Source organism: Brachybacterium sp. J144 (genome assembly GCF_036321705.1).
Lineage (GTDB): Bacteria > Actinomycetota > Actinomycetes > Actinomycetales > Dermabacteraceae > Brachybacterium.
In genome coordinates this window covers 1-24,203 of the sequence record NZ_JAZDCG010000011.1, presented here as the reverse complement: position 1 = coordinate 24,203, position 24,203 = coordinate 1, and the positions used below count along the sequence as shown (strand labels likewise).

Annotated in this window: 23 protein-coding genes; 9 read left to right on the top strand and 14 right to left on the bottom strand. The window is 72.8% G+C overall.

Translation table 11 applies throughout. The features are described 5' to 3' along the window. Positions 1 to 74: 74 nt before the first annotated feature. The gene (locus tag V1260_RS05455; RefSeq protein WP_329745791.1) at positions 75 to 2,507 is read left to right on the top strand and encodes a helix-turn-helix transcriptional regulator; all 2,433 of its coding nucleotides are present in this window, start codon (positions 75 to 77) and stop codon (positions 2,505 to 2,507) included. Positions 2,508 to 2,511: 4 nt separating this feature from the next. Here V1260_RS05455 and V1260_RS05450 read toward each other — a convergent pair whose 3' ends face one another. The 9 genes from V1260_RS05450 to V1260_RS05410 form a co-directional block, all read right to left on the bottom strand. Further along, the gene (locus V1260_RS05450; RefSeq protein WP_329745790.1) at positions 2,512 to 3,495 is read right to left on the bottom strand and encodes a LacI family DNA-binding transcriptional regulator; all 984 of its coding nucleotides are present in this window, start codon (positions 3,493 to 3,495) and stop codon (positions 2,512 to 2,514) included. 51 nt (positions 3,496 to 3,546) lie between these two features. After that, positions 3,547 to 4,674 carry a Gfo/Idh/MocA family protein gene (locus tag V1260_RS05445; protein ID WP_329745789.1) on the bottom strand — a complete coding sequence of 376 codons (1,128 nt, stop codon included), beginning with the start codon at positions 4,672 to 4,674 and terminating at the stop codon, positions 3,547 to 3,549. Beyond that, complete coding sequence (locus tag V1260_RS05440; RefSeq protein ID WP_329745788.1) at positions 4,671 to 5,471, bottom strand: ThuA domain-containing protein; 801 nt, start codon at positions 5,469 to 5,471, stop codon at positions 4,671 to 4,673. Before V1260_RS05440 ends, V1260_RS05445 begins: the two co-directional genes overlap by 4 nt. A 20-nt stretch (positions 5,472 to 5,491) precedes the next feature. Beyond that, positions 5,492 to 6,391 (bottom strand): carbohydrate ABC transporter permease, encoded by a 900-nt coding sequence (locus V1260_RS05435; protein WP_442878123.1) that lies wholly within the window; start codon positions 6,389 to 6,391, stop codon positions 5,492 to 5,494. After that, positions 6,388 to 7,326 carry a carbohydrate ABC transporter permease gene (locus V1260_RS05430; protein ID WP_329745787.1) on the bottom strand — a complete coding sequence of 313 codons (939 nt, stop codon included), beginning with the start codon at positions 7,324 to 7,326 and terminating at the stop codon, positions 6,388 to 6,390. The genes V1260_RS05435 and V1260_RS05430 overlap by 4 nt, the downstream gene beginning before the upstream one ends. 23 nt (positions 7,327 to 7,349) lie before the next feature. Beyond that, positions 7,350 to 8,615 carry a sugar ABC transporter substrate-binding protein gene (locus tag V1260_RS05425; protein ID WP_329745786.1) on the bottom strand — a complete coding sequence of 422 codons (1,266 nt, stop codon included), beginning with the start codon at positions 8,613 to 8,615 and terminating at the stop codon, positions 7,350 to 7,352. Positions 8,616 to 8,846: 231 nt separating this feature from the next. Beyond that, positions 8,847 to 9,338, bottom strand: coding sequence for a DUF3592 domain-containing protein (locus tag V1260_RS05420; RefSeq protein WP_329745785.1), 492 nt, complete (start codon positions 9,336 to 9,338; stop codon positions 8,847 to 8,849). Between the two features lie 9 nt (positions 9,339 to 9,347). After that, positions 9,348 to 9,785 carry a DUF3592 domain-containing protein gene (locus V1260_RS05415; RefSeq protein ID WP_329745784.1) on the bottom strand — a complete coding sequence of 146 codons (438 nt, stop codon included), beginning with the start codon at positions 9,783 to 9,785 and terminating at the stop codon, positions 9,348 to 9,350. A gap of 165 nt (positions 9,786 to 9,950) precedes the next feature. Beyond that, a complete protein-coding gene (locus V1260_RS05410) occupies positions 9,951 to 10,550 on the bottom strand; it encodes a hypothetical protein (protein ID WP_329745783.1) in 600 nt (199 codons plus the stop codon). A 123-nt stretch (positions 10,551 to 10,673) separates the two neighbouring features. On the opposite strand from V1260_RS05410, the gene V1260_RS05405 reads away from it, so the two are divergent. After that, positions 10,674 to 11,522, top strand: coding sequence for a sulfite exporter TauE/SafE family protein (locus V1260_RS05405; RefSeq protein WP_329745782.1), 849 nt, complete (start codon positions 10,674 to 10,676; stop codon positions 11,520 to 11,522). Here the strand turns inward: V1260_RS05405 and V1260_RS05400 are convergent. Further along, positions 11,485 to 12,459, bottom strand: coding sequence for a helix-turn-helix transcriptional regulator (locus V1260_RS05400; protein WP_329745781.1), 975 nt, complete (start codon positions 12,457 to 12,459; stop codon positions 11,485 to 11,487). The two genes, V1260_RS05405 and V1260_RS05400, sit on opposite strands and share 38 nt — an antisense overlap. Positions 12,460 to 12,538: 79 nt before the next feature. Here V1260_RS05400 and V1260_RS05395 point away from each other — a divergent pair, with 79 nt between their 5' ends. The 5 genes from V1260_RS05395 to manD all read left to right on the top strand — a co-directional run bounded on the left by V1260_RS05395 (position 12,539) and on the right by manD (position 16,479). Next, entirely contained in the window at positions 12,539 to 13,186 is a 648-nt protein-coding gene (locus V1260_RS05395; protein WP_329745780.1) for a hypothetical protein, read from the top strand. A 9-nt stretch (positions 13,187 to 13,195) separates the two neighbouring features. Continuing rightward, complete coding sequence (locus tag V1260_RS05390; protein ID WP_329745779.1) at positions 13,196 to 13,744, top strand: SRPBCC domain-containing protein; 549 nt, start codon at positions 13,196 to 13,198, stop codon at positions 13,742 to 13,744. Positions 13,745 to 13,858: 114 nt separating this feature from the next. Next, entirely contained in the window at positions 13,859 to 14,458 is a 600-nt protein-coding gene (locus V1260_RS05385) for a mycothiol transferase (protein ID WP_329745778.1), read from the top strand. A 61-nt stretch (positions 14,459 to 14,519) separates the two neighbouring features. Beyond that, positions 14,520 to 15,140, top strand: coding sequence for a DinB family protein (locus V1260_RS05380; RefSeq protein WP_329745777.1), 621 nt, complete (start codon positions 14,520 to 14,522; stop codon positions 15,138 to 15,140). 100 nt (positions 15,141 to 15,240) lie between these two features. After that, positions 15,241 to 16,479, top strand: a complete 1,239-nt coding sequence (gene manD / locus V1260_RS05375) for a D-mannonate dehydratase ManD (protein WP_329745776.1) — start codon at positions 15,241 to 15,243, stop codon at positions 16,477 to 16,479. Positions 16,480 to 16,542: 63 nt separating this feature from the next. Here manD and V1260_RS05370 read toward each other — a convergent pair whose 3' ends face one another. After that, positions 16,543 to 17,856, bottom strand: coding sequence for an MFS transporter (locus tag V1260_RS05370; protein WP_329745775.1), 1,314 nt, complete (start codon positions 17,854 to 17,856; stop codon positions 16,543 to 16,545). A 56-nt stretch (positions 17,857 to 17,912) separates the two neighbouring features. Further along, positions 17,913 to 18,389, bottom strand: coding sequence for a MarR family winged helix-turn-helix transcriptional regulator (locus V1260_RS05365; protein WP_329745774.1), 477 nt, complete (start codon positions 18,387 to 18,389; stop codon positions 17,913 to 17,915). A 209-nt stretch (positions 18,390 to 18,598) separates the two neighbouring features. On the opposite strand from V1260_RS05365, the gene galB reads away from it, so the two are divergent. Beyond that, positions 18,599 to 21,241: a beta-galactosidase GalB gene (galB, locus tag V1260_RS05360; protein WP_329745773.1), complete on the top strand. Its 2,643-nt coding sequence runs from the start codon at positions 18,599 to 18,601 to the stop codon at positions 21,239 to 21,241. Between the two features lie 96 nt (positions 21,242 to 21,337). Here galB and V1260_RS05355 read toward each other — a convergent pair whose 3' ends face one another. Beyond that, complete coding sequence (locus V1260_RS05355) at positions 21,338 to 22,420, bottom strand: Gfo/Idh/MocA family protein (RefSeq protein ID WP_329745772.1); 1,083 nt, start codon at positions 22,418 to 22,420, stop codon at positions 21,338 to 21,340. A gap of 154 nt (positions 22,421 to 22,574) precedes the next feature. Then, the gene (locus tag V1260_RS05350) at positions 22,575 to 23,399 is read right to left on the bottom strand and encodes a PadR family transcriptional regulator (protein ID WP_329745771.1); all 825 of its coding nucleotides are present in this window, start codon (positions 23,397 to 23,399) and stop codon (positions 22,575 to 22,577) included. Positions 23,400 to 23,512: 113 nt separating this feature from the next. Here V1260_RS05350 and V1260_RS05345 point away from each other — a divergent pair. Further along, positions 23,513 to 24,203, top strand: a 691-nt coding sequence (locus V1260_RS05345) for a maleylpyruvate isomerase N-terminal domain-containing protein (protein ID WP_329745770.1), incomplete at its 3' end; no start/stop codon positions are given.

The window sequence follows — 24,203 nt, the reverse complement described above, 5'->3', positions numbered from 1 at the left end:
CGGCATCGGGGTCGGCCCCGGTGTCGGAGCGCGCCGTGCTCGGACATCCCGGGGCGCAGGGGAGAGGGGGGCGGATGCTCCATCGTCGACTGCTCGATGCGCTCGATGCCGCATCCCCGCTGCTGTTCCTCGAGGCGGTGCCCGGCAGCGGGCGCTCCACGGTGCTGCGCCAGTGGGAGAGCCGGGCGCTTCCGGCGTCGGGGGAGCTCCGGCTGCTCTTCGACGCCCGCCACGTCCCGTTCCTCCGGCGCGACCGGCTGCAGGTGCTGCTCTCGGCCCTCCGGCACAAGCTCGGGGAGGGCGCCGGGGCCTTCTGCCTCGAGGAGGAGGTGCTCCGCGACAGCCCGCTGCGGTTCCTCCGGGACCTCGGGCGGCCCGTCTCGATCGGCATCCTCGAGGCCGACCACATGCCCGTCGAGGTCTTCGACGCCGCGCTCGCGCTCCTCCCGGCCGGCGTCCGCCTGCTCGTCGTCGGCGTGGACGTGTCCCCGCTCGTGCGCCGGGCCGAGGAGCTCGGCCACTACTTCACGCTGCTCGGGGAGACCGACGTCCAGCTCACCCTCGAGGAGACCCGCGCCCTCGTCGCCGAGCGCGGCGTCGAGCTGACCGAGCACGCCGCCGCGACCCTCCGGCGGGCCACCTACGGCCACCCCGGCATGATCCTCTCCAGCCTCGACGCGCTGCCGGTGGACTCCGCCGCCGGGCTGATCACCCGGGACCGGGCGCTGGCCGCCTTCCTCATGGCCGGCGCCGGGAACTGGGGACCGGCCCCCTTCGCCGCCTTCCTCGGCCTCGTCCTGCAGACCTCCCGCTTCACCAGCCGCGAGGCGGAGTCGCTCACCGACCCCGCCACCGCCGCCCGCTACCTACACCGGATGGTCGCCCTCGGCCTCGGCACCCGCGTCTGGCACGACGGGCTGCGCACGCGGGTCTTCCGCTGGGACGCGTCGATCCGCGAGATGCTGCTGCACTCGTCGCTCACCCGCCCCACCCCGACGCTCGAGCTCGACCTTCGCCTGGTCGAGGCCGCCCGCCGCACCGGCGACCACGAGCTGCTGATCACCGCCCTGGTCTCCCGCGGGCAGCTCGCCGAGGCCGAGGAGCTGCTCGCGGAGCAGATCTGGGATGTGCTGCCGGACTCGCTGTCCTCGCTGTGGGCGCCGCTGCAGCGGATCAGCCCGCTCTCCCTCGAGGAGCATCCGTCGCTGCTGCTGGCCCGGCTGCGGCTCAGCCCGCACCGCTCGGAGTCCCCGGTCTCCCTGCGGGCCGCGCTGCGCGCCCTGCGCACGCACCTCGAGACCACCGGGCCCGATGCCCCCTGGGGCCGGATGGGGCACCTCGCCCACGCCTTCGCCCTCGCCCTCTACGCGGGCGAGCGCACGGGGATGATCGAGGTGTTCACCCGGCTGCGGGCCCTGATCGCCGACCTCGCCGGCACGGAGGCCGCCGAGGCCGCCCGTCCCCGGGACGTCTCCGTGCTGATGCTCGTGGTCGACACCGCGTTCCGCAGCGGCAACGCCATCCCCGCTGCGGAGATCGCGCGCTTCGTCGTCCAGGTGATCGAGACCGATCCCGCGCGGCTCGATCCGCGCGGGCTCCGCACGGAGTCGGCGCTGCGCGTGATCCTCCACGACCATCGCGCCCGCGGCCTCGAGGACGGCTTGGACCCCGAGCCCCTGCTCGCCGGCTCCCAGCGCCTGCACCGCGACGTGGACGTGCTGGCCGCCGCCATGTGCTTCATGTGGGAGGCCATGGACGAGGGAGATTTCGAGGCGGCCGACGGATACCTCCAGGCCGCCACCGCGCGCCTCTCCGACCCCGAGGGGCTGCCGCTGCTGCAGCTCATGCGCGCCCACATCGCCGTCTACCGGCAGGCCCCGGCGAAGCTCGCGACCTACGCGAGCGCCTACGAGCGCGCCACCCTCTCCGTCCCCCAGCACTTCGCGCAGTCCTCGCACAGCCAGATGCAGCGGATCACCGACTTCCTCGCCCGTCAGCTGGGCCGGCCCCTGCCGAGCCCCGGCTTCCTGCCCGCGAGCCCGGTGCCCGGCCGGGTGTTCTACCCGCGCACCGAGTTCACCGTGCTGCTCATGGAGAGCCTCTACGCGCTGCGCGAGGGCCGGATGCCCAGCGTGCGCGTCGCCCTCGGGAAGGCCACCGCCCTCACCCCGCGCCGCGACCTGGGCCTCTACGTCCTCAGCCACGCCACCGCCGAGGAGATCACCGAGCTGGTGCGCCTCTCCCACGAGGTACCCGGGGGCGAGTCCCTGCGCCTCGAGCGGGCGATGCGCTTTGCGGGGCACTTCGCGCGACGCCCCTTCGAGCTGTCCGATCGCGAGCGGGAGGTGCTCGAGCTGCTGCGCCGCGGCGCGACCAATCCGGAGATGGCCGAGGCCATGTTCGTCTCGGTGAACACCGTGAAGTCCCACCGGCTGACGCTCATGCGGAAGCTCGGCGCGACCAACCGGGACGAGGCGCTCGCCGCCGCCGACCACTGGCGGCTCTAAGCCGCTACAGCGCCTCCGCCCAGTCGGGCGGCAGCAGTGTCGTGCGCGGCTCCGCCCCCGGCTCGCGCAGCAGCCGGACCAGCTCCCGCACGGCGAGCGCGCTCACGTCGGCCTGGCGCGGGGTGAGCCGGGGGAGGGTGGCGACCGGGCCGCCCACCCCGTCCAGGGGCTGGTCCGCGAAGGAGATCACCACCCGGTCCTCACGGCCCAGACGCCCCGCGAGGGCCAGGGCGAACAGCAGCTCCTGCTCCTGCGACAGCCCGAACAGGGCGGTCCGGTCCTCGGCCCCGTCGAACGACGCGTCGAGGGCGACGACCTCCTCCGGGGAGCCCGGCGCGATCACCACCTCGAGCTCGGCGGGCGCCGCGGCCCGCAGCCCCCGCAGGAAGCGGGAGACGTCGTTGCGACGGCTCTTCTCGTCCAACTGCCCGAACAGCAGCAGCCGCGCGCATCCCTCCGCGAGCGCGCCCTCGACGACCTTCGCCCCGAGCAGCTCGAAGTCAAGGTCGACCACGGACGCCCCCGGCATCTCGTCTGGCTTGCCGAGGGACACGCAGGGCAGCCCCGAGGCCGCCACCGCGTCCAGACGCTCGTCCTGCCGCGAGATCTCCATGAGGATCAGCCCGTCGCACAGCCCGGTGCCGGCGACCCGCCGCACCCCGGCGGCGCCCTCGTCGGCCGTCACCACCAGCACGTCCAGGTCGAAGCGCCGGGCCTCCTGCGAGATCGCGAGGAGGAACGGCATCGGCCCGACCGGGCGGGGCGCGGTCGCCGGCACCATCAGGCCGATCACCCCGGAGCGGCGCGAGCGCAGCGTGCGCGCCCCGGAGTTCGGGTGGTAGCCGAGCTCCTCGATCGCCGCCTCGATGCGCCGCCGCGTCTCCTCGGAGATGGGCCGGGCGCCCGTGAGGGCGTAGCTCACGGTGGACTGCGAGACGCCGGCCAGCCGCGCCACGTCCTGGCTGGTCGGAGCCGTGCGCCTGGTCACGACGTCACCACCGCTGCTCCCCGATCCCCGAGGAGTCCCCGGCTCGTCCGCTCATGTAGCCCGCAGGCCGCTCGCGCCATCCTCCCATCGCGACAGCGCCGTGCGGACGCCCTCCGGGCCGGGCATCTCGCGGGCTGCGGCGAGCGCCTGGTCGAGCACCTCGGCGAGCTGGACCGTGCGGTCCTCGTCGGCTGAGCGCACCGCCGCCTCGACGATCGCCTGCGTCCACACGTTCCCGTGCACCTCCCCGGCGGGCACCGGCCCGCCGCGCAGCGCGGCGCAGAAGTCCGCGAGCGAGCCCGCGAGCTCCCAGCGCTCCGCGGCCGATGGCGCCCTGCCCTCGGCCACCTCGCCCTCCGCGGCGACGGAGCGGGGGACGGTCTCGCCGTCCCAGGTCACGGTGCCGCCCGCGCAGCTGATCCGCCAGTCGCCGTTCCAGCTGGTCTCCTGGCCGGGTGAGCACCAGGAGCCGGTGAAGGCGTGCACCGCGCCCGAGTCGTAGGTGACGTGCACGGTCGCCGCCGCATCGCCCGCGTACCAGCTCCAGGAGGGGTTGTGGGAGATGGCGCGGACGGCGACGGGGCTGCCGTCGATCAGCACCCGCGCCGCGTCGAAGGCGTGGATCGCCATGTCCACGATCAGCGGGTGCCGCATCTCGTCGCGGAACCCGCCGAAGTGGGGCGCCTTGAAGAAGCGGGTCGCGACGATGCCCGCGCCGCCGAGGGCGTCGGCCAGGCGCCGCGCCTCGTGCAGGTGCGGGTTGTAGCGGCGGGACTGGGAGACCATGAACAGCCGCCCGCTCGCCTCGGCGTGCCCGGCCAGCGACACCGCCTCGGCGAGGGTCGCCGCGCACGGCTTCTCGCCGAGAACGTGCAGGCCCGCCTGCAGGGCCGAGGCGGTCACCGGGTGGTGCGCCTCCGGCACGGTCACGTCGATGACCGCCTCCGCCCCGGCCGCGAGGGCGACCTCGGTCCCGTCGGTGCCGACGGCGACCGCATCGCGCGCCGCGGGGTCCTCGATCATGTCGGCGACGGCGCGCTCGGCCGCGCCCGGGACGACGTCGGCGACGCCGACGAGCCGGGCGGAGTCCGCGTCGAGCACGGTGCGCATCCAGGCACGGCCCATGCCGCCCGCGCCGACCACGACGACGGGGACGCGGGAGTCGGAGGGGCCGGTCATGCGGTCCTCCCCGCGGCCTCGGCATCGCCCACGCCCTGGCCGCCCTCGCCGGAGAGGAACCAGTCGGTGGGATAGCGGTCCAGGAAGGGCACCTCCCGCTCGGGGCTCGCGGGCCGCGCCCAGGAGACGCCGTTGGCGATCACGCGGCGCACGTCGCGGTGGTGGTAGACGGGATAGTCCTGGTCACCGGGGGAGAAGTAGAAGATCTTGCCCTTGCCGCGACGGAAGGTGCAGCCCGAGCGGAACACCTCGCCACCGCTGAAGGAGGAGACGAAGATCAGCTCGTCCGGGGTGGGGATGTCGAAGTGCTCGCCGTACATCTCCTGCTCGGGAATGACGATCGGATGCGGCACGCCCTCGGCGATGGGGTGGGTGGGGTCGACGGTCCACACCAGCTCGCGGTCGGACTCGTTGCGCCAGCGCAGCGTGCAGGTGGTGCCCATCAGCCGGGTGAAGATCTTGCTCCAGTGCCCGGAGTGCAGCACGACCAGGCCCATGCCGGAGAGGACGTGGCGCTGGACGCGGTCCACGACCTCGTCGGACACCTCGCCGTGCGCCATGTGCCCCCACCAGGTGAGCACGTCGGTCTCGGCGAGAACCTCCTCGCTGAGCCCGTGCTCGGGATCGTTGAGCAGGGCGAAGCGGGTGGTCACCGCGTCGCCGAGGTTCTCGACGATCCCGTCGCGGATCGCGGAGTGCATGCCCTCGGGGTAGTGGCCGCGGACTCGCTCGTCGCGCTGCTCATGGCGGTTCTCGCCCCAGACGGTGACCCGCAGGGGGGTGGTGGCAGTGGTCATGGTGGGTGGTGTCCTTTCGGTCATTTCACGGCACCGCCGGTGGCCCCGGCGGCGATGTACTTCTGGGCGGCGATCATCAGGACCACGGCGGGGACGGAGGCGATGACGGCGGTGGCCATGACCGAGCTCCAGTCGGTGTCGTTGGTCCCGATGTAGTTGTAGAGGCCGAGGGTCACCGGTCTGATCGTCTGGCCGGTGGTGAGGGTGAGGGCCATCAGGAAGTCGCTCCAGGCGAACAGGAACGAGAAGATGCCCGCGGTGATGAGCGAGTTGATGCTCACGGGGAGCACGATCGACCAGAAGGCCCGCAGATGACCGCAGCCGTCGATCTGCGCGGCCTCGATGATCTCCTTCGGGAACGCCAGCATGAAGGCCCTGATGATGAGGATCGAGAACGGGATGCCCATCGTCGCGTCGGCGAGGACGAGCCCGGGGATCGTGTTCAGGAGGTTCAGCTGGTTGTAGGCGGTGTACAGGGCGTTCGCGATGACGATCCCGGGGATCATCTGGGAGATCAGCACGACGAACAGCAGCACGCCGCTTCCCCGGATGGGGAACTGGGCGAGCGCGTAGGCGCACGGCGTGGCGATCGCGAGCGACAGCAGGGCCGCGCCGACCGCGATGATCAGCGAGGTGACCAGGTTCTGCCCCTGGTCCTCGAAGGCCCTGACGTAACCGCCGATATCGGGGTCGAGCGGCAGGATCTGGGTGTTCAGGCTGTTCCCACCGGGGGCGAGGGAGGCGTTGACCATCCAGTAGACGGGGAACAGCATGATCGCCAGGAAGAGGATCCCGAGCGCCGTCCGGAGCCCGCGTCGCAGCGGGGAGTTCCGGGAGAGCGCGGGACGGTGACGAGCGGGGGAGGTGCTCGCGCCCGGCGACGGGCGATGTGCGGTGGCAGTGGTGGTCACGGGGCTCATCCCTTCGAGGCCGACCGGGCGTTGGCCCGGAGGTAGACGACGGCGAAGGCCAGGGCGATCACGATGAGGATGTTCCCGAGCGCTGCTCCCTGTCCGAAGTCGAACTCGATGAAGCTCATCTCGTAGCTCCGCGTCGCGATGGTCTGCGTGGCATTGGCCGGACCGCCTCCGGTCAGGCCGATGATCAGGTCGAGCACCTTGATCGTGTAGATGACCCCCAGCAGGAGGACGACGCCGACGACGGGCCGCAGGAGCGGCAGCGTGATGTGCCGGAAGGCGTTCCAGCCCGTCGCCCCGTCGATCTCACCCGCCTCGTACAGCTCCTCGGGGATCGCCTGGAGCCCGCTGTAGAGGAGCACCACGTTGAACGGGATGCCGAGCCAGATGTTCACCATGATCACCGCGATGAGAGCGGTGTCGGAGCTGGTCAGCCACGGGATCGGGGTCGAGATCAGGCCGATCGCGTCGAGGAAGCGGTTCAGGATCCCGCTGTCCTGCTCGAGGATCCACCGCCACACGGCCGCCGAGACGATCATGGGGAGGAGCCAGGGCAGCAGGAGGAGCGAGCGGAGGAAGCCGGACAGGGGGAAGCTCTTGCGGAAGAACAGGGCCAGGCCCATGCCGAGGACGAACTGCCCGACGATCGAGCCGACGGTGAAGAGCCCCGTGTTCAGGAGCGCCTTGGAGAAGATCGGGTCGGAGAGCACCTCCGTGTAGTTGGTGAGCCCGGTGAACGGGGCCTCGCCCGAGAAGAAGGTCGCGGAGGTGTACTCCTGGAAGCTCATCGTGAAGTTCTTGACGATGGGGTAGCCGAAGAACAGGAGGAGGTAGAGCGCGGCGGGGGCGATGAACGCGATGCCGACGAGCGCGGAGCCTCGAGGGCCGGTGCGGCGTCGGCTCGCGGCCGCCGGAGCGGACGGTGCGGTGACACTCATGATGATCCCGGTCCGTGCGCCGCTCAGCCGAGCGACGCCGCGGCCTCGGCGAAGGCCGTCTCCGGATCGACGCCGTCGACGAGCACCTGCTGGTTCGCGGTGTAGATCGCCTTCGCGGTCGTCGGCCAGTCCGGACCGAGCTTGCCGGTGCGGGACCGAGCGCTCGCGACCTGCTCCACGAAGGTCGCGAGCTCCGGGTGCTCCTCGGCGAAGGTCGCCGCGGCATCCGTGTTCGCCGGGATGGTGTTCCGGGCGGCGCCCATGGTCAGCTGGTTCTCGGCGCTGACGAACTTCTGGAGCACCTCGGCGGCCTTCTTCTGCTTCTCGGCGTCACCGGTCTGGGGGATGGTCCAGACCTCTCCGCCGAGGGGAGCGACCGAGGTGGCACCCGCTTCGGGGACGGGGATCATGACGACGTCCCAGGAGAGGTCCGGGGCGTCCTCGGCCAGACCGTTGATGTTCCACGGACCGTTGACCACCATCGCCGCCTTCCCGGCCTTGAACTGGTCCATCGCGTCGCCCTGTCCCCAGTTGATGACGGACTTCGAGGCGGAGCCCTCGGTGACGAGGTCCGCCCACAGCTGCGCGGCGCCGGCCACCTCGGGGGTGCCGAGGTCGGTCTCGTCGCCGCCGTTGGACCACATGAACGGCAGGAACTGCCAGGTTCCCTCATAGGTGGCGATGGCCGAGAAGGCGATGCCGTAGACGTCGCCGTCGGTTAGCGCCGCCGCGGCGGTCTTCAGATCGTCCCAGGTGGTCGGCGGCTCGACCCCGGCCTCCTCGAGGAGCGCGGTGTTGTAGAAGAGCGCGATGGTGTTCACGGTCGGGGCGAGCCCGTAGACCTTGCCCTCGTAGGTGCCGGCGTCGAGGATCTCCTTCTTGAAGCCCGAGGTGTCGATCCCGAAGTCCTCGAGCGGAGCGAGGGCCCCGGAGCTGGCGATCTCCTGCAGATCCGGGTTGTCGAGCATGAGGATGTCCGGGAGCGTCTTCGAGGAGCTCATCTGGAGCACCTTCTGGATGAGCTGGTCGCCGGGGACCTTCTCGCGGTTGATCGTCACCCCGACCTCGGAGGCGACGGCCTCGAGGGTCGACTGGATGACCTCGTCGTCGGCGGGGGTGTTGTAGTAGTCGACGACGCGGATCGTGCTCGCGTCGCCGGAGGAGGAGCCGCCGCCGTTCGAGCCTCCGCACGCGGAGAGGGCGACGAGCCCGGGAACGGCGAGGGCGGCGGCGCTGAACGTGCGGCGGGTGGGACGGACACCGGTACGGGGGGAGCTCTGCGGGGACATCGTTGTCTCGACTCTCTGTCAGGGCACCGACACGATGGATCGATTCGAATCGATGATGTCGATTCGAATCGACATCGTGGTCGTTGCTTCGGGGTGCGGATTTCTGGGGAGTCGCCCGGGCCTCTGTGCCCTCGGGCGGGGTGCCGACGCTCTCGTCGGCTCGACACGGATCGTGGCATGAGTCGTGACGGGAAGCAACCCCCTCCCGCGGCCCGGCTCCCGCCCCGCGCCTCAGAACTTCTGCAGGATGCCGTCGACGCCGCCGAAGATCGGCAGCACGCGGCTGAGGAAGAACACGGTGAACACCAGGAACACCAGCGAGAAGCCGATGCGCTTCAGCGGGCGCCCGGCGGAGAGGGAGCGGCCGTTCTGCGGGGCGATGAACCGCTCGGGGCGGTCCCGGTCGTAGAGGACGTCGACGGTCATGCCACTGCGGTCGACGGTGTGCTGCTCGGCGACCCAGGGGTTCGCGCGCACGGTCCGGCCGCGATCCGAGGTGAACTCGATCGTCTCGATCATCTGGGTGACCGTGTTGCTGTCGCCGCGGCCGCCGTAGTGGGACTGCGAGGAGATCACGCGGCCCTGGGCCTTCTGGCCGATGGCGGCGAGGCGCCGACCGCGCAGCAGCTCGACCACGGCGGTGAGCAGCCGCCACAGGGCGCCCAGCAGCATGGTGCCGGGGATGATCAGGAACAGCAGCGGGAAGAGCTGGAATCCGGACACTGCCCCTCCTCAGCCCAGCATGCCGAAGACCCAGCTGAGCCCCCAGATCACGAAGATCGCAGCGACGAGCAGGAGGACCACCGGGCGCAGCGGCGAGACCTTCAGCTCGTCGAGCGGGGCGATGAAGCTCTCGGGCTGCGCGGGATCGAAGTAGACGACCACGGAGGTGCCGGAGCGGTCGGTGTGGCCGACGTCCGAGAGCACCGGGTTCCCGCGCACGATCCGCCCCTCGGCGGTGGTGAACTCGATGGTCTCGATGAGGGTGACCGTCCTTCTGCTGACGACCGAGTCCGAGTTCCGGGTGACCTTCCGGAACACGGAGACCACGCGCCCCTCGACCTGGGTGCCGCTCTCGGCGAGCCGCTGCGAGGTCCTCAGGTTGCGGAACGCCGGGATGCCGAAGCGCGCGGCGGCCGCGAGCATCATGAGCCCCCCCAGGATCTTCATCAGACTGAACGCTTCCACAGCGCAACCCCTCGTCTCGTGCTGGTCGACCGCGTCGGCGCCCCCTCGGCACCGGTCGACGAGCACAGACCTTACCCGTTCACGGGGTTACGGCCGGACGGAGCCGGCGGGTGTGGCCGGGCGCCGGAGGCGAGACCCGGCATCGGCTCAGCGGCGGCCGCGGCGGTTCAGGTGCAGCCCCAGCAGCGCCGCGGCGACCTGCACCAGGCCCACGCCCGCGGCGACGACGCCGAGGATCCCGGCCGCCAGCAGCACCCCGAGGCCCGGTCGCGGCAGCCGGTCCGCCTCGAGCGGCACCGGCTGATCGGTGAGGTCTGTGGGCTCACCGAGGCGGTCGGTGAGGGCGCCGCGGAGATCCTCCGGGGCGTCCCGCGGCAGGGCGCACCAGGTCGTGGAGTAGGAGCCGTCGCCGCCGGACCCCCACAGCAGCAGCGGGGTCCCCGGCTCGATGCGGCCCAGCCCGCAGGCCGTGGTCTGCGTGTGGGTGGTGAGCCGGATCGTGCGCGACTCCTCGCCCTTCCACACCGTGTCGACCACCGCGTAGTAGGTGACCTCCCCGGCGAGGTCGACGATCTCGTGCTCGACGGTGACGTCCGCGATGAGGTCCGCCGCCTCGATCGCCTCGTCGAGGTCGAAGCCGACGCAGCTGCAGGCATGGGCCGAGGGGGCCGCGACCAGCGACACCAGCAGCAGCCAGGCCAGCATGACGAGCAGCGTCCCGCCGCGGCGCACCCCCGTGATCCCCATGGCCCGAGGATAGGGAGGGCGGGCGGCCTCCGCCAGCCCCGGAGAGATCGCCGGCCCCGCAGCGCCCGCCGGGCCCCGGACCTCCCGTCGGCCGACGGACCGTCGCTGGTAGCGTCGGCGCTCGTGCCAGATCTCGCCGCCCTGATCCCCGCGCTCGGCCCCGCCACCTGGGCGCTCGTGTGCGCCGGGGCGCTCGTGGTGGGCCTGTCCAAGACGGCGATGCCCGGCGGCGGCACGATCGCCGTGGGCCTGTTCGCGCTGGCCCTGCCCGCGAAGGAGTCCACCGCCGCCCTCCTGCTGCTGCTCATGGTCGGCGATGCGACCGCGCTGTGGGTCTACCGGCGCGAGCCCGACGTGCGCACCCTCGTGCGCCTCATCCCCAGCGTCCTGATCGGCGTGGTGCTCGGGACGATCTTCTTCGCGACCGTCGGCGGCGACACCGTCCGCACCACGATCGGCGTGATCCTGCTGGCCCTCATCGCCGTGACCGTCTGGCGACGGCGGGCGGCCCGGCGCAAGGAGCTGCGCGCCGCGTCGGCCGACGCCGGGGCGGACCCCGCCGCCGCGGGCTCGACCACCGGCGCGGGCGGCTCGTCGGCCGACGCGACACCCGCCGCCCCGGCGCTCGCCCGCGCCGGCTACGGCGTGCTCGGCGGCTTCACCACCATGGTCGCCAACGCCGGCGGGCCGGTGATGTCGATGTACTTCTACGCCATGCGCATGCCGGTGCTGACCTTCCTCGGCACCTCCGCCTGGTTCTTCGCGGTGGTCAACGTGATCAAGCTGCCGTTCTCCGCCGGGCTCGGCCTGATCACCCGCGACACGCTCGTGATGGACCTGATGCTGGTGCCGCTCGTCCTGCTCGGCGCGTACATCGGCGCCCGGGTCGCGCGGCGCATCCCGCAGGGGGTCTTCGAGAAGGCCGTCCTCGTGCTCACGGTCGTCTCGGCGCTCGCCCTGCTCGTGCTGTGACCCCGTTCGCCCAGCGGCCGAGCCCCCCGATGATCTCGAGCAGCTCCGGCGGCTCGATCACCTCGAGGTCCTCCCCGAGCAGGGCGAGATGCAGCGCGGTCCAGCGCATGTCGTCGTCCCCGGCGCGCAGGACGCAGGCGCCCTCGCCGTCGGGCTCGAGGGTGACCGAGCGGGCCGAGACCTGCGGGGCGATCCGCTCGTACGGGGCGAGGATCCGCACCGTCACCGACCGCTCGTAGCCGCGCACCGCGATCGACTCCCGTACCCTCTGCTCGATGTCCCCGGTGTCCCGCGGGGCGAAGGAGAAGGTGCTCGCGGCGACCTCGTGCATCCGATCCAGGCGGAAGGTGCGCCAGTCCTCCCGCTCGAGGTCGAAGGCGTAGAGGTACCAGCGGCCCTCCATCGACAGCACCCGGTACGGCTCGAGACGGCGCTCGAAGCGCTCGCCGTCGGCCCGCTCGTAGTCCACCCGCACCCGCACCCGATCCCGCACCGCCGACGCGAGGGTCACCAGCACCTCCGAGCGGGCGTCGGGGGCGGCGTTGGTGATCACGCCCATCGCGTCCGACACCGCCTGCACCTCGGCGCGGACCTCCGGGGGCAGGATCCGGTCCAGCGCCGCGAGGGCGCGCAGGGCCTCCTCGTCCAGACCGCTGATCCCCGAGACGGCCGTGAGCCGCAGCCCCACCGCGACCGCGAGCGCCTCCTGCGCCCCGAGCAGCAGCGGCGGCAGCTCGCGCCCGGCCCCCAGCTGGTAGCCGCCGCCGTGCCCCGCGGAGGTCAGCACCGGATAGCCCATCTGCCGCAGCCGGTCCACATCGCGGCGGACCGTCCGCACGGTCACGTCCAGGCGGTCGGCCAGCTCCGGACCCGTCCAGACGCTGCGGGACTGCAGCAGCGCCAGCAGCCGCAGCGCCCTCGTGGTCACATCGCTCATGCGGCCAGTGTGCTCTCCCGGGCGGACAGAATCCGTCCGCCCGGCCCCATGGCGACGCGCGATGACGCACCATGTGGGCATGTCCTTCGACGTCGTGCCCCTCGAGCTCCTCGCCGCGGCCCTGATCGCCGTGCTGACCGCGCTGCCCGTGTCGGTGCCGCTCGCCGCCGGGGCGACGGCCGGTCCGCGGGAGCGCTGGAACGCGGTGGGGCTCGCGCTCGGCGGTGGTCTGCTGCTCGGCGTGCTCGGCGCCATCGTGCTCCTCCTCGCCGGCGACCTCGCGCTCGCCGCGCTCCTGGCCCGCCTCGCGCAGGTCCCCGGGCTGCTGCTCCTGCTCGCCGCGGCGATCCTCTCGCTGCTGCGGGCCACGGGGCCGACGCTCCCCTGGGTGCTCGGGCTGATCGGCTGCCTGCTCACCGGGCTCGGCGAGCCGCTCCAGGCGCTGCCCGCGCTCGGCGGGATCTCGAACTCGGCGCTCGTGCTGATGGTCGGCGTCGTCGCCGAGGCCGTGGTGGTCGTGGTGATCGTGGGGCTGCTGGTCGCCGTGGCCGCCCGGGCCGAGGTGTTCGGGGGCGGCCTCGCCGTGGGCGGTGCCGTGGGCGCGCTGGTGCTGCTGATCGCCCTGATGCTGCCCCACGGGATCGGGGTGATCGTCCAGGTCGTGCTGATCGTCCTCGGGATCGTCGCGGGCGTCGTGCTCTCGGCGATCCGCTCCCGCGCCGCGTAGCCTGCGGGCATGGAGATCACCGGAGCCCTCACCGCCGACGGCACGGACCTGGTCCTGGTCCGTCACGTCCCCGCCGCCCGCGCCGAGATCTGGCGCCATCTCACCGAGTCCGAGCGCCTCGCCGCCTGGTTCGGGACCTACACCGGCGATCCCGCGAGCGGGACGGTCCAGGTGACCATGACCGCCGAGCCGGGCGACGCCGTCGCCTCGGACTACACGATCCACGCCTGCGCCCCGCAGGAGCTGCTCACCGTCAGCTCCGCCGCCGGCGAGGGCACCTGGCGGCTGTCGCTCGAGCTCGAGGACGCGGCGGGCGGGGCCGACGGGGATGCTCCGGCGGGCTCGGCGGGTGGCGGCACGCGCGTCGCCCTGCGCCACCATGACGTCCCTCGCGAGATGGTCGAGCACATCGGCCCCGGCTGGGAGTGGTACCTCGACCGCCTCATCGGCGTCGCCACCGGCGGCGACGTGCCCGGGATGGACGTCTGGGACGCGCAGTACATGAGCCTCGCGCCGGCGTACGCGGAGCTGGCGGCGGGGGAGCGGACCGGGGACTGAGCAGGGCAGGGAGCGGCGCCTCTGTCTTCGCGGACACGATCTGTCCGCCTGGTCCGGGAACCTGGGTCCTGTCAGCGCGACGACGTCGCGACCGGACCATCGTCAGGACTCGCCATGCCGTTCCTCACCCGCAATGTCACCACCGAGGCCGATGGCCTCGCGACCTTCGGTCGTCAGCAGGTCCATCAGATCGTCACGACCCTGCACGCGCTCGACGACCAGCAGCTGCGCGCGACCCCGAGCGCCTCGGAGCTGAGCGTCGGCGCGATCGCCCACCACGTCCTCGCCGTCGTCGATGGCAACGCCCACGAGATCGAGCGGGCCACGGCGCGCGCGGCGCGGGCCGTGATCGGGGACGAGCCGGTGATCCACGCGCCCGGCGAGGACGACGACCCGGAGCTCGGTGATCCCTCCCTGAGCGTGCCCGACGGGGCGACCGCCGCCACGCTGGGCGCCGCGCTCGAGCAGGCCGGGACGCGCCTCGAGGAGGCGCTGCGCGCCGCGGATCTCGACGCCCCGGTGCCGACCCCCGAGGCGCCCTGGTACACCGGCGCCGAGGACTGGAACGTCCGCTGGCTCGCGCTGCACACGATCGAGGAGGTCGCCCGACATGCCGGGCAGGCCGACGTGATCCGCGAGAGCATCGACGGCAAGGGCGCCTATGAGCTGAACGCCCTGACCGACGGCGAGACCTGGCCGCCCGCCGGCTGGTGACCCCGTCGGCCGGCGACGCGATCGATCCCACCCCACCCCCACCGGATCGAAGGAGTCCCCGATGACCTCCGAGACCACCGCACCCGACGCCCGCGGACCGCGCGGACGCGACGGTGACCTGCCCACCGTCCTCATCGACCAGATCGAGTTCCATGTGCGCGCGATGCTGCGGCCGCGCCTCGAGGGGCTCACCGACGAGGAGTACCTCTACGACCCGACCGGGACGGGCCATGCCTGGACCGTCCACCCGCGCGTGCCCGAGGGGCAGGAGCCGCCCACGTCGATCCAGGGCGGGGGCGGCGCGATGACCATCGACTTCGAGCATCCCGAGCCGAGCCCCGCCCCGTTCACCACCATCGCCTGGCGGCTCGGCCACGTGATCGTCGGCGTTCTCGCCGCCCGCAGCGCCTCCCACCACGGCGGTCCGCCCGCGGGCTACATGACCTGGGAGTACGCTGCCACGGCCGAGGAGGCCCTCGCCCAGTTCGACGCCGAGTACGAGCGCTGGATCACCGGGGTGCGACGCTGGGACGCGGAGGACCTCCAGGTCGCCGTCGGCGAGGCGGAGGGACCGTACGCCGAGTACTCCCGCGCGACCCTCGTCGCCCACATCCACCGCGAGCTCATCCACCACCTCGCCGAGATCGCGCTGCTGCGGGACCTGTTCGCGCACCGGGGGTGAGGGAGCCGAGGGCGGGACGGGGCCGGGTCGCGCCCCTCCCGCCCCGCTGAGGTTTCGTGGTATATCAGAAACATCACCGAAAACTCATCGAGGAGTGCGCATGGCCATCGAGTCCGTCGACGTCGTCGTCACCAGCCCGGGACGGAACTTCGTCACCGCCGTCGTCACCACGAGCGACGGTGTCGTCGGGCTCGGCGATGCGACCCTGAACGGCCGGGAGCTGGCCGTGGCGTCCTACCTCCGGGACCACGTGGCCCCCACCCTCCTCGGCCGCGACGAGTCGCAGATCGAGTGGATCTGGCAGTACCTCTACCGCAGTCCGTACTGGCGGCGCGGACCGGTGACCATGTCCGCGATCGCGGCGATCGACATGGCCTTGTGGGACATCGCCGCGAAGAAGGCGGGGGTGCCGCTGTACCAGCTGCTCGGCGGCGCCTCCCGCTCGGGACTGCTGAGCTATGCCCACGCCTCCGGCACCACGGTCGAGACGCTCCACGAGGCGATCCACGGGTACCTCGAGCAGGGGTTCCGCGCCGTGCGGATCCAGGCCGGCGTGCCTGGGCTCGACCAGATCTACGGGGTCCACGACGCCGCGCCCGGGGGGACGTACGAGTACGAGCCCGCAGGCCGAGCGGCGGTGGGCGAGGCGATGCGCCCGACAGAGGAGACCTGGGACACCGCCGCCTACCTGCGCCACCTGCCGTCGGTCTTCGCCGCGGTGCGCGAGGAGTTCGGCGGCGTGCTGCGTCTGCTCCACGACGGCCACCACCGCATGAGCCCGATCGAGGCGGCCCGGCTCGCGCGGGACCTCGAGCCCTACGACCCCTTCTGGCTCGAGGACTGCACCCCGGGCGAGGACCAGTCGGTGCTGCGCCTGGTGCGCCAGCACTCCACGACGCCGCTCGCCATCGGCGAGGTGTTCAACTCCGTGTACGACTACCAGACGCTGATCACCGAGCGGCTCATCGACTACGTCCGCTCCTCGGCGACCCACGCGGGAGGGATCACCGGACTGCGCCAGATCATGACCTTCGCCGGGATCTACGGCATCCGCTCCGGCTTCCACGGCCCCACCGACGTCTCCCCGGTGGGCATGGCCGCGAACCTGCACCTCGGACTCGCGATCCACAACTTCGGCATCCAGGAGTACATGCCGCACTCGGCGCTCACGAAGACCGTGTTCCGGACCGGCTACCGCTTCGCGGACGGCCTGCTCCACCCGGGCGATGCCCCGGGCCTCGGCGTCGAGCTGGACCGCGAGGAGGCGGCGAAGCACGAGTACCGGCCCGCCTATCTGCCCGTGAACCGCCTGCGCGACGGGTCCGTGCACGACTGGTGACGGCGGGTTCGGTCCGCCGGATCGTGGTCTCCGGTGCGGCGCCGGCGGCTGCCGCGGAGCTGATCAGGCCTCGTCGCCGACGCTGATCGCCTCCGCCTCCTCGGCGGCGGTGAGATGGTGCTGGTCGCCGACGGCGGACAGGTGGCGTCGGCCGATCAGCAGCATCGCGATGCTCACCACGAGGGCGGCGGCGGCCAGCAGGTAAGGGGCGCCGGCGGTGGTCGCGGCGGCGAGGGGTCCGGCGACGGCCGGGGCGATCGCGCCGCCCAGGAAGCGCACGCCCGAGTATGCGGAGCTGGCCACGCCGCGGGGCAGGTCGGTCGCCTCCATGACGGTCTCGGTGAGGGCCGTGTTCATCACGCCGAGCAGCAGCCCGCCGATGACGATGAGGGTGATCATCCCCGGCATCGAGGTGTGCGCGATCGACAGGACCAGCATCAGCGCGGTGAGCAGGGACAGGGTCGTCAGCAGCGTCGGGATCAGCCCGAGCCGGCGGGTCAGCACCGGGGCCGCGAACACCGACGTGATCGCGAGGGCCAGGCCCCACCCGAAGAACACCCCGCCGATCCCGAGGGCCCCGAACTCCGTGCCGCGCGCGGTCGCGGCCGCCTCGAGCGGGAACGGCGAGTACGCGAGCAGGGTGAAGAAGGCGACGTTGTAGAAGATCGCGGTGAGCGCGAGGGTGCGCAGCGCCGGGTTGCCGAGGGCGCGCAGCGCCGCGAGGGGCGAGACGTGCGCGGGCTTCGGCTCGCGCCGCAGCAGCACGGCGATCGCGAGGAACCCGATGCCCATCAGCACGGCGGTGCCCGCGAAGGGGGCGCGCCAGGAGACGGAGCCGAGCAGCCCGCCGAGCAGCGGCCCGAGGGCCATCCCGATCCCGAGCGCGGTCTCGTAGAGGATGATCGCGCCGCCGCTCGGTCCCGCGGTGGCGCCCACGATCGCGGCGAGCGCGGTCGAGATGAACAGGGCGTTGCCGAGGCCCCAGCCGGCGCGCAGGCCGATGATCTCGCCGACCGAGCCGGAGGCCGCCGCGAGGGCCGCGAAGACCACCACGAAGGCGAGCCCGATCAGCAGGGTGCGCTTGGTGCCGAGCAGGGAGGCGAGCCAGCTGGTGAAGAACATGGCGATCGCGGTGACGAAGAGATAGCTGGTGAACAGCAGCATCGCCTGCGACGGCGACGCATCCAGCTGGACGCTGATCGCGGGGAGGATCGGGTCGACCAGGCCGATGCCCATGAAGGACACGGTCGCGGCGAAGGCGATCGCCCAGACGGCCCGTGGCTGGCGGAAGGCGTCCTTGAGCGTCGGTGCGGCGGGGGTCGTGGCCGCCGCGGTGGGGGAGGAGGTGCCGCGCGCGGCGGCTCGGGTGGTGGTCATGCGGGGTGTCCTTCGGGGGTGCGCGGGGGAGATCGGGCCGGGGCGGTGCGGCGCCGTCAGCGGTCGTGTGTCTCCACCAGGTCGGCGAGGATCCGCGCCGCGCGATCGAGGGCCGCGAGGTCCTCCTCGGGCAGCGGCGCGAGGAGCCCGCCGACGCCGACGGCGAGCTGGCCGCGCCACTGCGCGAGCTGCTCGGCGCCCTGGTCGGTGATGCTGATCAGCGAGGAGCGGGAGTCCTGCGGGTCGGCGTCGCGCCGCACCAGCCCCTCCTGCTCGAGCCGCTTGATGACCGTGGTCGCTGTGGGGCGCGAGACCCGCTCACGATCGGCCAGCTCGCTCAGCCGCAGCGGTCCGTGGCGCTGGATCGTGGCGACCACCCGCCAGGACACCGTCCCCACGCCCACCTCGGAGCGGCGCGCGGCGAGCCGGGCGAACTGGCTGCACACCAGCGCGAGGGTCTGCGGGAGCTCGGGGCGGGGGGAGGGCGCCGTCGCGGACTCCTCGCGCGGAGCGGGGGCGGGGGTTCTGGTCACGACGCCCCATAGTAGTTAGGAATGCGAACTATCGCAAGAGCGGTCCGCGCCGCTCCCGCCCGCCGCCACGAGGGGGCGGGTGCGGGGCGACGCGCCGAAACGGCTCGAAAGATTGCGAGAAGGTCGGTGGAACGGCACGGGGCATGTCGATAGGATCGAAGCCGGCCCGCAGCCGCGGGACGACCCCCAGCGCTCGGAGGAGCACCGCGATGACGCCCTCGCCCCGTGAACGCCGTCGACTCGACGCCGGGTGGAGGTTCCGGCGCATCCCGGCCTCCGAGGTCGACCGCGCCCTCGACTACATCCCGTGGCCCGATCTGGGCGAGGCCGAGGACGGCAAGGACGCCGACGCGCGCCCCGAGGACGTGCGCCACGACGTGGCCGAGGCCGGGCTGCGGCGCTGGATCCTGCCCTGCCGGGACGAGTTCGTCGGCGATCCCGCCGCGAGCACGCCGCGTCCCGCCGAGAAGCCCCTGGTCCGGCCGGACGCCGCGCAGCCGGAGCACGACGACAGCTCCTGGCAGCAGGTCGTCGTGCCGCACGACTGGGCGATCGCCGGCCCCTTCCTCGTGGAGGGTCCGCACGGCGGGATGGGACGACTCGAGAGCTGGGGCGTGGGCTGGTACCGCCGGGAGCTCGACATCCCCGCGGAGGACGCCGGGCGTCGCCTCCACCTGGAGATCGACGGCGCGATGTCCTATGCGACGGTCTGGGTCAACGGCGAGCTCGTCGGCGGCTGGCCCTACGGCTACAACAGCTGGCGCCTCGACCTCACCGACCATCTCGTCCCCGGCGGCCGCAACGTGCTCGCCATCCGTCTCGACAACCCGCCGCGCTCCGCCCGCTGGTATCCCGGCGGCGGCCTCTTCCGCGACGTCCACCTGGTGCGCACCGCTCCCCTCGCCGTCGCGCACTGGGGCACCCGGGTGACCACCCCGCACGTCGCGGCGGACCGCGCGCAGGTCGACGTCGAGGTCACCCTCGACAACGCCGCGTCGGCCGGGGCGACCGCGCTGGTGCGCACCGAGATCCTCCCGCTGGACCCCGAGGGGCCGCGGGAGGATGCTCCCGTCGTCCGCGCTGAGGACCTCGCGCTCGAGGTCCCCGCTGGCGCCCGGGCGGTCGGCGTGGTGAGCGCGGAGCTCGCGAATCCCGCCCTGTGGGGCCCGCCGCCCACCCAGCATCCCCACCGCTATCTCGCCCGCACCACGGTGCTCGTCGACGGGGAGGTCGTGGACCGCGTCGAGACGCCCTTCGGCGTCCGCACCGTCCGCTTCGACCCCGACGAGGGCCTGCTCGTGAACGGGGAGCGGATCCCGATCCAGGGGGTCAACAACCACCACGACCTCGGAGCGCTCGGGGCGGCCTTCCACCTGCGCGCCGCCCGTCGGCAGCTGGAGATCCTGCAGGAGATGGGGGCGAACGCCCTGCGGACCGCCCACAACCCGCCCGCTCCCGAGCTGCTCGACCTCGCCGACGAGCTGGGCGTGATGGTCCTCGACGAGCTCTTCGACTCCTGGTACGCCCGCAAGACCGATCTCGACTTCCACCTGATCTTCGAGGACTGGCACGAGGCGGATCTGCGGGCCATGATCCGCCGCGACCGCAACCACCCGAGCGTCATCCTGTGGGGCGTGGGCAACGAGGTCGGCGAGCAGTACACCGAGGAGGACGGCGCGGAGATCGCCCGGCGCCTCGTCGCCATCGCGCACGACGAGGACCCGACCCGCCTCGCCACCTCGGCCATGAACTACGCCAAGCCGCACATGCCCCTGCCGGGGACGCTCGACGTCATCGGCATCAACTACCAGGGCGAGGGCATCCGGCAGGAGCCCGAGTTCGAGGGCACCGACCGGATCCGCACCCCTCCCCAGTACCCGCTGTTCCGGGAGCGGCACCCGCGCACCCCGATCCTCGGCACCGAGACCGCCTCGGCCCTCAGCAGTCGCGGCGTGTACCTCTTCCCGGTGACCCCCTCGCGCAGCGCCCCGGCCCGCGACGGCTCCGGGGCGGACTCGACCCGGTGCCAGGTGAGCGCCTATGAGCTGCACGCCGTCGACTTCGGGTCGACCGCCGAGAAGGTCTTCGCGACCCTCGCCGAGCACCCATACGTCGCGGGGGAGTTCGTCTGGACCGGTTTCGACTACCTCGGGGAGCCGACCCCGTACTACAGCGCCCGCAGCTCCTACACCGGGATCGTGGACCTCGCCGGATTCCCCAAGGACCGCTTCTGGCTCTACCGCTCGCAGTGGCGTCCCGAGGTGCCCACCGCGCACCTCCTGCCGCACTGGACCTGGCCCGGCCGGGAGGGCGAGGTGACCCCGGTGCACCTGTTCACCTCGGGCGACGAGGCCGAGCTGTTCGTCAACGGCACCTCGCACGGCCGTCGGCGCAAGGAGCCCGGGACCTCGCGGATGCGCTGGGACGAGGTCGTCTACGAGCCCGGGGAGATCTCCGTTCTCGTCACGAGGGACGGCCGGCCGTGGGCGGAGGACTCGCGTCGCACCGCCGGTCCGGCGCGGGCGCTCGTGCTCGAGGCGGACCGCTCCGCGATCGAGGGCGACGGCCGCGACCTGTCCTTCGTCACCGTCCGCGTGGTGGACGCCCAGGGGATCGAGGTCCCCACCGCCGATCACGCGATCACCGTCGAGGTGACCGGCGATGCGGAGCTCGCGGCGACCGACAACGGCGACCCGACGGACCTCGTCGCCTTCCCCTCGCCGATGCGCCGCGCGTTCAGCGGCCTGGCGCTCGCGATCGTGCGGGGCACGGGGCGCGGCGGCACGGCCCGGGTGCGGGCGTCGGCCGACGGTCTGCACGGCGCGGAGCTCGAGATCCGCACCCGCCTTTGAGCGGAGCAGACGGGGCCCGACGAGCGTCTGCTCGTTGGCCCCCGTCGGTTCGGTGATGCGGCTCAGCGCCGTGGCCGGCTCGGCGCCGCGGCCGGCTCAGCGGCCGGTCAGCTCCCGCGCCTGCTTCTGCGCCGTGAGCGCGAGCTCGACGGCCTTGAAGGCGTGGGCCTGGGTCATGGCGTTCTCGGTCCGGTTCAGGACGTCGAGCACGAGCTCCCCGAAGAAGGGGTAGCCGACGTTCCCGTTCGCCTCGAGGCGGTGCTCGCCCTTCCCGTCGACGAGGATCACCTGGTTGGGGCCGTTCTCGGTGGTGACGTCGATGTACTTGCGCAGCTCGAGGTAGCCCTCGGTGCCGACCACGAAGGTGCGGCCGTCGCCCCAGGTGCGCAGGCCCTGCGGGGTGAACCAGTCGACGCGCACGAAGCCCGTCGCGCCGGAGGACAGCGCGATGTGCGCGTCGCCGAAGTCGTCGAGCTCGGGGTGCTCGGGGTTCCCGAAGTTGCCGATCGAGGAGGAGAGCACCTCCGCGTCCTCGGAGCCGGTGAAGGTGAGCATCTGCTCGAAGTTGTGGGAGCCGATGTCGGTGAGGATGCCGCCGTAGCGGGCGCGCTCGAAGAACCAGTCCGGTCGGGTCGAGGGATCCCCGATGCGGTGCGGGCCCATGCCCGTGACCTGGAGGACCTTGCCGATCGCGCCCTGCTGGATGAGCTGGGTGGCGAGCACGGCGGCCTCGACGTGGATCCGCTCGGAGTAGTAGACGGCGTACTTCTGGCCCGTGCGCTCGACGGCGGCCTTCGCCTCGGCGAGCTGCTCGAGGGTGATCAGCGGGGTCTTGTCGGTGAAGTAGTCCTTGCCGGCCTCCATCACGCGGATGCCGAGCGGGGCGCGGTCCACGGGGACGGCGGCGGCCGCGACCAGCTTCACCTCGGGGTCCTCGAGGATCTCCTGCTCGGAGCTCGCGACCTTCGCCTGCGGGAACTGCTCCGTGAAGGTCTTCAGGCGCTCGGGCTGCGGGTCGTACACCCACTTCAGGGTGCCTCCGGCGCCGAGCAGGCCCTGGGTCATCCCGCCGATGTGGCCGTGGTCCAGGTGCATCGCGGCGAAGACGAACTCGCCGGGCTCGACGACCGGCTTCGGCATCGCGGCGGGTGCGTAGTTGGCTCCTTCGGAGGCAGACATCGACAGTCCTTTCGGTCGAGGCGGGCGCCGGGCGGTCGGGCGCAGTCCCCGCCAGTGTCCTGCATCACCTGCGGTGATCGGGGGAGGTGCCGGGGGTTGCCAGGTGGGTCGGGGCGGGCTCCGAGTCCAGCCCGCACCCACCGGCCGGCGCCGCTCACGCCTCGTCCGTGCTCTCGGTGCTCTCTGCGGAGCCCTCGGCCGCGGGGGACTCCCCGGCGAGGATCCGGTACACCGAGCGCTTGGCCTCGGTGAGCAGGGCGGTGACCTCGGCGAGCTGCGCCGCGTTCGCCGAGCGGCCGGCCTCGCGGACGGCACCGCCGAGGTCGTGCAGGGCGGCGCGGAGATCGGGGATCTCCTCGTCGGCCCCGGCGTCGGGGGAGGCGAAGGGATCGGCCCAGCTCGCCGAGTGCTCCTCGACGTGGGCGCGGCCCGCGTCGGTGAGGGTCGCGAGCTTGCGCCCGCCCTCGGGGGTGGTGAGCACGAGACCCTCGTCCTCGAGCTGGGAGAGCGTCGGGTAGATCGCTCCCGGGCTCGGGGTCCAGCGTCCGCTGGTCCGCTCGGTGATGGTCTGCATCAGCTGGTAGCCGTGCTGCGGGCCCTCGGCCAGCAGCAGCAGGACCGCGGTGCGGACGTCGCCGCGGGACCGCCGGTCGCTTCGGCCGCGCCCGCCGCCCCGATGGGGGCCGCCGCGCCGCTCGTCGCCGGGGCCGAAGCCCCCGCGCGGGCCGCCGCGCCGCTCGCCGCCCGGGCCGAAACCCCCGCGCGGGCCGCCCTCGGGGTCGAAGCCGCCGGGGCCGAAGCCTCCGCGTCGGCCACGGCCCCCGCGCGGACCCCAGCCCCGCGGGTCGGAATCCGCCGGGCCCTCGCCGACGCCGCCGAAGCGGCCTCCGCCGGGTCGACCGCCCTCGGGGCGGTGTGCTCGCCCGCGGCGCTCGCCGCGGAACTCGTCGTATCGATGATCGTCATGATGCTGTCGCATGGATGCGCTCCTTCAGTGTGTTCGTATCGTGACAGCATCACGATATATCGCTAACGAGGGTGGGGCAAGGGGCTGTGACGCGCGACCCGTCGGCGCGGGGCTACCGTCGCCCCATGGAGCTGTTCACCGCGACCTGGTCGGCGCTGCGCGCGGCCGTCGACGCCCTCCCCGTCGACGCGTTCGCCGAGCCCTCGGGCTGTGCGGGCTGGAGCGTGCAGGACCTCGTATGCCACCTGGTCATCGACGCGCAGGACGTGCTCATCACCCTCGCGTCCCCGGCGGAGACCGCCCCGACCGCCGATGCGCTGAGCTACTGGACCCCCACGCCCACCCCGCCGGACGGCACCGATCCGCTCGACGCGCTCACCCGCCGCCTCGCGACCGCCTACGAGGACCCCGCACTGCTGCGGCACCACCTCGCCGACGTCGGCGCCGCCGCCGGACGGGCCGCGCTCCTCGCCCACCCCGACATGCCCGTCGCCACCCAGGACATGAGCCTCACCGTGCGCGACTACCTGCACGCCTACGTGCTCGAGTGGACGCTGCACCACCTCGACCTGATCGCCCGTCTCACGCCCGTGCAGATCGCCGTCGTCCCGCCGCCCCCGGCCGACGGGCTCGCCGAGGCTCGCTCGATGCTCGAGCGCCGCCTCCGCCTCGCCCTGCCGAGCACCTGGGCCGACGCCGACGCGCTGCGGGTGGCGACCGGTCGGCGCCCCCCGACCGATGCGGAGCGGGGGGGGGGGGGGGGGGGGGGGGGGGGGAGAAGGGGGGGGGGTACCTCTCTTTGGTTTGACCTGTTTT